At 64.1% G+C, this 8,785-nt stretch carries 12 protein-coding genes; 3 read left to right on the top strand and 9 right to left on the bottom strand.

Annotation, left to right across the window (positions count from 1 at the left end):
* Positions 1-201: 201 nt before the first annotated feature.
* Entirely contained in the window at positions 202-1,095 is an 894-nt protein-coding gene (locus tag NKI59_RS14695; protein ID WP_352704982.1) for a sugar phosphate isomerase/epimerase family protein, read from the top strand.
* A gap of 39 nt (positions 1,096-1,134) precedes the next feature.
* On the opposite strand, the gene NKI59_RS14690 is transcribed toward NKI59_RS14695, so the two are convergent.
* Both NKI59_RS14690 and NKI59_RS14685 read right to left on the bottom strand, forming a co-directional pair.
* Entirely contained in the window at positions 1,135-1,590 is a 456-nt protein-coding gene (locus NKI59_RS14690) for a cyclic nucleotide-binding domain-containing protein (protein ID WP_352704980.1), read from the bottom strand.
* Positions 1,591-1,786: 196 nt separating this feature from the next.
* On the bottom strand, positions 1,787-2,470 hold the full coding sequence (locus tag NKI59_RS14685; RefSeq protein WP_023680479.1) for a response regulator transcription factor: 684 nt from the start codon (positions 2,468-2,470) through the stop codon (positions 1,787-1,789).
* 144 nt (positions 2,471-2,614) lie between these two features.
* Between NKI59_RS14685 and NKI59_RS14680 the strand changes: the two genes are divergently transcribed.
* Positions 2,615-3,151 (top strand): L,D-transpeptidase family protein, encoded by a 537-nt coding sequence (locus tag NKI59_RS14680; RefSeq protein WP_352705004.1) that lies wholly within the window; start codon positions 2,615-2,617, stop codon positions 3,149-3,151.
* 83 nt (positions 3,152-3,234) lie between these two features.
* Here the strand turns inward: NKI59_RS14680 and NKI59_RS14675 are convergent, their stop codons facing one another.
* Positions 3,235-3,480, bottom strand: a complete 246-nt coding sequence (locus NKI59_RS14675) for a hypothetical protein (RefSeq protein ID WP_352704978.1) — start codon at positions 3,478-3,480, stop codon at positions 3,235-3,237.
* Between the two features lie 162 nt (positions 3,481-3,642).
* Here NKI59_RS14675 and gcvA point away from each other — a divergent pair, with 162 nt between their 5' ends.
* On the top strand, positions 3,643-4,563 hold the full coding sequence (gene gcvA, locus NKI59_RS14670; RefSeq protein WP_352704976.1) for a transcriptional regulator GcvA: 921 nt from the start codon (positions 3,643-3,645) through the stop codon (positions 4,561-4,563).
* A gap of 3 nt (positions 4,564-4,566) precedes the next feature.
* Here the strand turns inward: gcvA and NKI59_RS14665 are convergent, their stop codons facing one another.
* From NKI59_RS14665 to tsaD, 6 genes are all read right to left on the bottom strand, one after another.
* Positions 4,567-4,986, bottom strand: a complete 420-nt coding sequence (locus NKI59_RS14665; RefSeq protein WP_352704974.1) for a DUF1761 domain-containing protein — start codon at positions 4,984-4,986, stop codon at positions 4,567-4,569.
* 48 nt (positions 4,987-5,034) lie between these two features.
* A complete protein-coding gene (locus tag NKI59_RS14660; protein WP_352705002.1) occupies positions 5,035-5,691 on the bottom strand; it encodes a class I SAM-dependent methyltransferase in 657 nt (218 codons plus the stop codon).
* Positions 5,688-6,113, bottom strand: coding sequence for an EVE domain-containing protein (locus NKI59_RS14655; protein ID WP_352456302.1), 426 nt, complete (start codon positions 6,111-6,113; stop codon positions 5,688-5,690). The genes NKI59_RS14660 and NKI59_RS14655 overlap by 4 nt, the downstream gene beginning before the upstream one ends.
* Before the next feature lie 181 nt (positions 6,114-6,294).
* Entirely contained in the window at positions 6,295-6,591 is a 297-nt protein-coding gene (locus NKI59_RS14650; protein WP_352704972.1) for a YciI-like protein, read from the bottom strand.
* Positions 6,592-6,617: 26 nt separating this feature from the next.
* On the bottom strand, positions 6,618-7,628 hold the full coding sequence (locus tag NKI59_RS14645; RefSeq protein WP_352704970.1) for an NAD(P)H-dependent glycerol-3-phosphate dehydrogenase: 1,011 nt from the start codon (positions 7,626-7,628) through the stop codon (positions 6,618-6,620).
* Positions 7,625-8,710: a tRNA (adenosine(37)-N6)-threonylcarbamoyltransferase complex transferase subunit TsaD gene (gene tsaD, locus NKI59_RS14640; RefSeq protein WP_352705000.1), complete on the bottom strand. Its 1,086-nt coding sequence runs from the start codon at positions 8,708-8,710 to the stop codon at positions 7,625-7,627. Before tsaD ends, NKI59_RS14645 begins: the two co-directional genes overlap by 4 nt.
* Positions 8,711-8,785: the final 75 nt, after the last annotated feature.

Raw genomic sequence — 8,785 nt, 5'->3', positions numbered from 1 at the left:
CACAACGTCCTGTATCGCGGTCGGGGGGGCGGGTTTTTTTTAAAAACAGACATATTTCAAGCATAACAGGGGCTGCACCCCAGCGCGCAACCCCCCCCACCCGGGGGGCGGCGGGGCTGCCCGGCCCCACCTTTTTGTCCGAGCATTGGATTGCCAAAACCGCTTTGGACTTGGGTCAGCTGGAAATAACCGGAGACGATCATGTCGCGCATCGGAATCCACTCATTCGTCTGGTCGGCGAGCTCGGCGCAGGGCGACCTCGAGCGGACGCTGGCCAACACCAGGGAAGCCGGCTTCGACCTGATCGAATTCTCCTATCTCGACCCCGCCAATGTCGACATTGACGGCTTGGCCAAGCGGATCGCCGATCTCGGCCTCGGCGTTGCGATCAGCATTGGATTGCCGGCCGACGGCGATATTTCGAGCGCCGACAAAACGATTGCCGCGCACGGCGTTGAAATCCTGGAACGTACGATCGCGCTGACCCGCGATCTCAGCGGCCAGAAGGTTGCCGGCATCCTCAGCACCAGCCACGGCTTGCAGAGCGAGGCGCCGACGCGTGACCAGTGGAACCGCAGCGCCGGCACGCTGGCCGAGGTGGCGGACACGGCAAAATCAGCCGGCGTCACCCTCAACCTCGAAATCGTCAACCGCTTCGAAAGCAATCTGCTCAACACCGCCGCGCAAGGCATGGCCTTCATCGCGGACAGCGGCTCCGACAATATCTTCCTGCATCTCGACAGCTTCCACATGAACATCGAGGAGGCCGATGTCGGCTTGGCCATTCGCAATGCGGCCGGGAAGATCGGCTATGTCCATATCGGCGAGAGCCATCGCGGTTTCCTCGGCACCGGCAATATCGATTTTGCCGCGATATTCGATGCGCTGACCGCCATCGGCTACAGCGACGACCTCAGCTTCGAATCCTTCTCCTCGGAAATCGTCGACGAGAACCTGTCGCGGAAAACCGCGATCTGGCGCAATCTGTGGACCGACAACATCGAGCTGGCCAAACATGCGCGCCGCTTCATTGCGCTCGGACTGGAGACGGCACGGCGCAAGGCCGAGCTTGTTTCCGCAACGCACCGGCCTTGAGCCCTCGCGGTTCCAATCTGGCTAGGCCAGAGGCCTACATTAGCCGGCAAAACGCGGCCCAAGTTCCTCGATGCGGCGGATCATCGCCTGGAAATCCTCCGAGATGCGTTGGTGTAGGTGAACCGCCAGCTCCGGGTATTCCTCAAGGATGCGGCGGAACATCTTGCGGCTGAGCCGCAGCACTTCCGAATCGATTTCGGCGGAGGCGCTGGTCAGCCGGTTGGTATCGGCGATCAGCGCCAGTTCGCTGAGCATGGTGCCGGGGCCGGCGGTGCCGATCGGGATGCGCTCGCAATCGTGCTCGCGGTAGAGGACGATGCGGCCGCTGATCACGATATAGGCGCAATCGGCCGCGTCATCCTCGCGGTAAAGCTTGTGGTCGGCTTGCAACTTGGTGGTTTCGGCGCCGAAGGCGAGCAGACGCAGCTGTTCCTGCGTAAAGCCCTCGAAGAGCCTCACGGTGGACAGGATGCGGATGTCGTCATCCAGCGCCATCTAGCTATGTCCCCGAACCGTCAGTCCCACTCCTCCCTTAGAGCGCCGCGCGTCCGCCGGACGCGCAAGGCGTTTCAAAAATCGGTTCCGCTCCTTGGACCCGATGCCTCCGCGAGTTCGATCCAGACCCACCTCCAGCTCAGGACCGTACCCGAAAAGCGCCCCGCCCGGATCGCTTATTTGAATAATGAAATGTTTAAGGAACCAGCTTGTAGCCGCCGCTTTCTGTCACGAGAATTTCCGCGTTGGAAGGATCGCGCTCGATCTTCTGGCGCAGCCGGTAGACGTGAGTTTCGAGCGTATGCGTGGTGACGCCGGAATTGTAGCCCCAGACTTCCTCCAGCAGCACGTCGCGGGTCACCACCTTCTGGTCGGCACGGTAGAGATATTTGATGATCGAGGCTTCCTTTTCGGTCAACCGCACCTTGGCGCCGCGCGGGTCGATCAGAAGCTTCTGGCTGGGCTTGAACGTGTAGGGGCCGACCGAGAAAGTGGCGTCCTCGCTCTGTTCGTGCTGGCGCAACTGCGCGCGGATGCGGGCCAGCAGCACGGCAAAACGGAACGGCTTCGTCACATAGTCGTTGGCGCCGGCCTCGAGGCCAAGGATGGTGTCGGAATCGGTATCATGGCCGGTCAGCATGATGATCGGCGCCTTGTAGCCGCCCTTGCGCAATATCTTTACCGCCTCGCGGCCATCCATGTCGGGCAGGCCGACATCCATGATGAGCAGGTCGATGAGCCCGCCACGCGCCGTGGCGACGCCTTTGGCGGCGGTCGCTTCCTGCAGGACATCGAATTCCTCATAAAGCGACAATTGCTCGACAAGGGTGCCGCGCAGGTCGTCATCGTCGTCGACGATCAGAATGGTGCGTGAAGTCATGGATCAATCCGTTGTTTTGAAAAGAGATTTCAGTTGACCGCTGCCTGTTTATGCGGAAGCTGACCGGCACAACAGCCGTTCACAGTGATTTGTTCCGTGGCACGATCATACAAGAAAAAACACGATCGCAATGCAGTCGGCGCAATTTTGCCGAAAGGGCTCACCGTGCTCACCGTGCGCGCGCGCCCCGGCCAACCCAGCCACGGCTTTCTGCAGGCCGGCAAACTGGTGTTTCCATGTGCGCTGGGGCATGGCGGCATCTCGGCCGGCAAGCGCGAGGGCGACGGCGCCACGCCGCTTGCCTCGATGCGGATATTGTCGGGATATTTTCGCGGCGACCGTTTTGCCGGCGGCCGCCGGACGCGGCTGGCGATGACGCCGATCGGCCGCGACCTCGGCTGGTGCGAAGTGCCTGGGGACCGCAACTACAACCGCCCGGTCAAAATCCCCTATGGCGCCAGCCATGAGCGGATGCTGCGCACCGACGATCTCTATGACGCCTGCCTGGTGCTGGACTGGAACATTGTGCCGCGCCGGCGCGGGCGCGGCAGCGCCATCTTCTTCCACCTGGCGCGCCCCGGCTTCACGCCGACGCAAGGCTGCGTCGCGGTAACAGCCCGCACCATGGCGCGGCTGCTGCCGCTGCTGTCGGAGCGGACGGTGGTAAGGGTGGTGAGGTAAGGGAGTAGGGGAATAAGGGGGTAGGGGAATAGGGCAGTAAGGGTAAGACAGGCGCGGGCGCGCCGCTTAGCTTTCCTACTCCCCTACTCCCCTACTCCCCTACTCCCCTGCCAACCGATGTCGAGAAGGCCGAGCCGGCCGAGTTCGCGGTCCATGGCGCGTGCGATGTCCTTGCGTTCGCCGCCGATGTCGCGCAGCTGGCGATCGGAGAGATCCTCGACATTCTCGCAGGGGAGATTGACGGCGATTTTTGCATGGCGAAACCAGTCAAGCACGGCGCGCAGCCAGGCCGGGCGGAGGGTTACCGAGCGCAAGGTGATGTCAGACATGGTGCAATCCGCTTCTCCGGACATCAAATCCGGTTTGATGTTTCTTCGATGCTCAGAGCATGGCGGATTGAAATTCAAACGAGAAACGAGTAGTTTTTTCTGCATCTTCAAGTTTTGTTTGAGGATTGGAATGCTCGACCGAACCCTCCTCGTCTGGCATTAATGGCGCGCCTGCTGCCTGGAACCCGTGCGCTGCGGACGCTGGAGGCAGCGGCGCGGCACCTCAATTTCACCCGCGCCGCCGACGAGCTCGGCCTGACGCCGGCAGCGGTCAGCCATCAGATCAAGGAAATCGAGGATCAGCTCGGCATCGTGCTGTTCACACGCACCAGCCGCACGATCCGGCTGACCGAGGCGGGCGCGGTGCTGTTCGAAGCTTCGACCGATGCGCTCGACCTGCTTGGCCGGGCCGTCTCACGGGCGCAGAAGGCGGCGCGCGGATCGGCGCTGCTGAAGGTCACCCTCGATGCGCAATTCGCGACGAAGTGGCTGATGCGGCGCGTCGACGATTTTCGCAAGCAGCATGCGGCAATCGAGCTGCGTTTCGACATCAGTTACGAGGTGCGCGACTTCGATCGCGACGACGTCGATCTCGGCATCCGTTTCGGCACCGGCAAATATCCGGGGCTTCGCTCGCACCGGCTGTTCGAAAACGTCATCATCCCCGTCTGCAGCCCGGCCTTGCTGCGGTCAGGGCCGCCGCTCAAGGAGCCGCGCGACCTGTTCCATCATACGCTGGCCCATATCGAGTGGTCGCGCCAGGGCGTCACCTGGCCGAACTGGAGCATGTGGATGGCGGCGGCGGGCGTCGACGATTTCGACGACAGCCGGACCATCGTGTTCGGCAATTCGACGGATGCCGTCCAGGCCGCGCTCGACGGCAACGCGGTCGCGCTCGCCGATTTCGCCATGGTGGCAAACGACCTTTCGGAAGGTAGGCTGATCCGGCCGTTCGAACTCGGCATCAAGGTCGCGCCCGAATTCGCCTATTTCCTGGTCTATCCCGAGACTGCGGCGAACGATGCGCGCATCGTCGCCTTTCGCGCTTGGCTCCTCGAGGAAATCGCCAAGACGCCGACCTGACGGTCAGCCTGTCGCCGCCGCGCCGAACCAGCCGATCACCGCCCCGATGAGAAGCAGCACGCCGAGCCAGTGACCAACATCGATGAGCGTCAGATCCCAGCCGAAACCTTCGTAGCGATGGTTGACCGAAAGCGTGGTGGCGACGAACCCCAGCCAGAGAACGAAGCCGAAGATCACCCCGGCAAGCAGGCTCGGCTCGCCGCCGGTTACGGCGCCGATGATCAGCGACATGACCAGCGCCATGACGAGCTCCGCGATGAAGGAGACGACGAAGGGCAGCATCGATTTGCTCATCGTCGCCGGATCAAGCTTGGCGGCCTTCAGCCACGGCTTGCTCAAGCCCATGTACCAGGCCCCGCCGAACAACCACGCCACGACGGCGGCGACGATTACCGCCAGCCAATTGATTGCTGAAAAATCCATGGTTCCCTCCGGTCGATTGCGCGATGGAACGCCTGTTCGGCGATGCCGTCAAGCAAGACGCCAGACGGTGGTGCGCTTGACCTCGGCGTCCTCCAGCGCCCGGGTCACCGCCACTTGATAGACGGCAAGCGGCTCCAGTCCCGCCCTCGGCAGATAGGAGCGGCCGGGATCGCCGACGAGAATGTCGGCGCCGCGCGCCTTCAGCGCGACGAACCATGGCATCAGCCTGTCGGCGAAAGTTTTGTCGTAGAAGACGTCGCCGGCCAGCACCAAGTCCCAGCCGGCATCGCTGCCGATGCAGTCGCCGATGAGGAATTTTATCTCGGTCCCATTTGCCTCGGCATTGAGGCGGATGGCGGTCGCGCAGAACGGGTCGATATCGGCGGCGATCACCTCGGCAGCTCCGGCCTTCACCGCGGCAATGGCGACAAGGCCGGAGCCGGAGGCGAAGTCCAGCACGCGCTTGCCGCGCACCGCCGCCGGATTGTCTAGGATGTAGCGGGCAAGGCCTTGGCCGCCGGCCCAGGCAAAAGCCCAGAAGGGCGGCGGCAGGCCGATTTCGGTCAGCTCGTCCTCGGTCCGCCGCCACAGTTCGTGCGCCTCGTCGGCCAGCTGCAGGCGGATCTCCGGCACATGTGGCGGCGCCATCAGCGCCGTGTTGTCGAGGATGAATTTCCTGGCGCTGTCCGGCGTCAGCGCCGTCATGGCGCCGGCGTCAGGCCGCCCATGCGGCAAACCTCTTGCCATTCGGCCGGCGTCACCGGCTGCACAGACAGCCGCCCAAGCCGCACCAGCGCCATGTCGGCCAGCTTTTGATTGGCCTTGGCTTGCTCCAGCGTCACCGGCTTCGGCATGGCCTTGAAGGCGCGGATGTCGACGCACTCCCAGCGGGGATCGTCGGTGGTGCTGTCCTGATGGGCCAGAGCGCAGACTTCGGCGATGCCGACGATGTCCAGCCCGTCATTGGAATGGTAGAAGAAGCCGAGATCGCCGATCTGCATCGCCTTCATGTTGTTGCGCGCCGCATAATTGCGCACGCCGTCCCATTGCGTGCCGGCCTTGCCCTTGGCCTTGAGGTCCTCGAAGGAGAAGACCGAAGGTTCGGATTTGAACAGCCAGTAGTTCATCTCAGTTGTCCCGTTGCCGTTGTCGGTTTGTCGCTATCCAGCGTTGGCGCTGCCCCTCACCCTTACCCTCTCTCCGTAAGGACGGGGAGAGGGGTCGCCAGCGCTGGAGCTTCTCCCTTCTCCCCGTTCTTCACGGGGAGAAGGTGCCGGCAGGCGGATGAGGGGCAGCGCGAACGAACGATCATTCACTCACAGGTTTGTTGAAGCTCCAGTTCCACTGCCGGATTTCGACGCTTTCGAACAGCCCTGCCTTGGTATAGGGATCGGCCGCCGACAGGGCTCTTGCCGCAGCCAGATCGGGCGCCTCGACAACGGCGAGAGTGCCGTTCGGCTTGCCGTCGGCGTCGAGGAACGGGCCGGCGAAGGCCAATTTCTTGTCGCCGTTCAGCCCTTCCAGGAAGGCAAGGTGCTTGGGCCGCGTATCGAGCCGCACCTGCAGCCTTCCTGGCTTGTCCTTGCAAATCAACGCAAACAGCATCTTTCCATCTCCGCAATCGTTCGCGATCACATGTCGGTTTCGGTTTTGAGCGGCCTTGTCATCAACGCCGACACGGCCTGGTCTATGGTTATGGTGCCGTCCAGTATGGCGGCGACGGCGGCGATGATCGGCGCGTCGATCCGGCGCTCGCCGGCGATGCGGGCGGCGATTGCCGCCGTCGGCACGCCTTCGGCCAAAGGCAGGCCGGCAAGCGGCTTGCCTTGCCCCAGCGCCAGCCCATAGGCGAAATTGCGCGACTGCGCGGACGAGCAGGTGAGCAGCAGGTCGCCGAGGCCGGAAAGCCCCATCAGCGTCTCCGGCTTGGCGCCAAAGGCGGCGCCGATGCGGCGCAATTCGACGAAGCCGCGCGTCACCATCGCCGCCTGGGCGCTGGCACCGAGCTCGGCGCCGGTGACGGCACCCGCGGCAATGGCAAAGACGTTCTTCAGCGCGCCGCCGATCTCGACGCCGATTAGATCGTCGCTCGAATAACAGCGCAGATTTTCCGCCGAAAAGCGGGCGGCAAGGTCGGTGGCCAGAGCCTCGTCGCGGGCGGCGACCACGACGGCCGTCGGCAAGCCCCTGGCGACGTCGGTGGCAAAGCTTGGGCCGGACAAAGCGGCGACCGGATTTGCCGGCAGTATTTCCTCGGTGATGGACGATAGCAGCGCGCCGGTGTCGCGCTCGATGCCCTTGGCGCAGAGGACCAGCGGGACGCCTTTCGGCATATGGCTGGACGCGGCCGTCAGCATAATTCGCAACGATTGCGCCGGCGCTACCGCCAGAACGCAGTCGGCACCGTCGAGCGCCGCCTCGATGTCGCTCGTCGCCACGATGCCGGGATCGAGCGCGATGCCCGGCAGATAGCGCGGGTTTTCGCCACGGTCGACCGCCGCGACGGTCTCCGGGTCGCGCGCATAGAGGCGGACGAAATGACCGGCGCGCAGCGTGGCCAGCGCCAGCGCCGTGCCCCAGGCGCCGCCGCCGAGCACGGCGACGCGCCAGCCGCTTGGCGCCTTGTGCCCGCTGCCGGTCATGCCTTGGCCCCACGCCGGCCCGAGCCGACCATCGGGGCCGAGACGCTGTCCAGCGGCCAGCGCGAGCGCGGCACGAAATCGGCGGCGTTTTCACCTGATATGCCGGCGCGCAAGCGCTCGATGCCGGCCCAGGCGATCATCGCCGCATTGTCGGTGCAGAGGTTAAGCGGCGGCGCGACGAAGCTGAACCCGGCCTGCTCGCACAGGCCCTGCAATGTCGCCTTGATGGTCCGATTGGCGGCCACGCCGCCGGCGACAACCAATGCAGGCTCGGCCTTGTCCGGGAATTGCTGACGGAACCGGGTCAGCGCCCGCGCAACACGGTCGCCCAGCGCATCCGCCACCGCCGCCTGGAACGAGGCGCAGATATCGGCAACATCCTGGTCGCTCAGCGGGGCGATCGCGGTGGCTGCCTGGCGGACCGCGGTCTTGAGGCCGGAGAAGGAAAAATCGGGCTGCACCGAGCCCTTCATCGGGCGCGGAAAGGCAAAACGGGCCGCATCGCCATTTGCCGCCGCCTTCTCGACATTCGGTCCGCCCGGATAGGGCAGGCCGAGCATCTTGGCCGTCTTGTCGAAGGCCTCGCCAAGCGCGTCATCGATCGTCGTCGCCCAGCGCTGGTAGTCGCCGACGCCGCGTACGGCGACGATCTGGGTATGGCCGCCGGAGACCAGCAGCAAGAGGTAGGGAAAGTCGAGCCCGTCGGTCAATCTGGCCGTCAGCGCGTGGCCTTCGAGATGGTTGATGGCGATCAGCGGTTTTTTTGCTGCCGCGGCGATTGCTTTGGCCGTCATCAGGCCGACGATCAGCCCGCCGACAAGACCGGGGCCGGCGGTGGCGGCAATCGCATCGATGTCGGCGAGCTCGACGCCGGAATCGGCCAGCGCTGCCTCGATGATGCCGTCGAGCGCCTCGACATGGGCGCGCGCGGCGATCTCCGGCACGACGCCGCCGAAAGCAGCATGCTCCTCGATCTGGCTGAGCACGATGTTCGACAGGATTTGCGGCGTGCTGCGACCGTCCAGCGCCACCACGCTGGCGGCGGTCTCATCGCAACTCGTCTCGATGCCCAGAACGCGGATCAATTCGTCGCTGTCCAAAAATCGTACAGATTGTACTGTCGGCCTTTCCCCGATAGGAGAAAACCCGAAAACCTG

Source organism: Mesorhizobium sp. M0598 (assembly GCF_040320865.1).
In the GTDB taxonomy this organism is placed as follows: domain Bacteria; phylum Pseudomonadota; class Alphaproteobacteria; order Rhizobiales; family Rhizobiaceae; genus Mesorhizobium.
The sequence above is the reverse complement of the archived record's forward strand: the minus strand, read 5'-3'. Positions and strand labels throughout refer to the sequence as shown.